Source organism: Vibrio sp. 10N.222.48.A3, from assembly GCF_041475345.1.
GTDB lineage: Bacteria > Pseudomonadota > Gammaproteobacteria > Enterobacterales > Vibrionaceae > Vibrio > Vibrio tasmaniensis_A.
In genome coordinates this window covers 1-372 of the sequence record NZ_JBFRVX010001706.1, presented here as the reverse complement: position 1 = coordinate 372, position 372 = coordinate 1, and the positions used below count along the sequence as shown (strand labels likewise).

Sequence of the window (372 nt, the reverse complement as noted above, 5' to 3'; positions counted from 1 at the left end):
GGGTAAGTGTATCAAGTGGGCGTCGATTTCATTGACGTCGATTTTGCTATTGTTAATCGCCCTACTAGGTTTTGTTTTGTTCACCAATTCGGGGTTGAATACTGTGTTGTGGGGCGCCGAAAAAGCATTGCCACAACTGAAAGTGGAAAGTACTAAAGGCGCTCTTTTCCCAAGCTTTACGCTTAACAATGTTCAGTTTAAAGATGATAGCCTACATATCGATACCAAGGTTGAAAATTTGGCATTGGCTATCAATCCGCGCTGTCTGCTCGACCCTCAAGTGTGTGTTGACCGCTTAGCGATTCAAGGGCTGGATTTCGCACTTACTGAATTGCCACTAGCTTCTACAGAAGAGGCAGAACCTACTCCGCC

Annotated in this window: 1 protein-coding gene; it reads left to right on the top strand. The window is 45.4% G+C overall.

Features of this window, described 5'->3' with window-relative positions:
* Positions 1 to 372 (top strand): hypothetical protein (locus tag AB4653_RS28530; protein ID WP_372106002.1); only part of this gene is annotated, 372 nt, incomplete at both ends.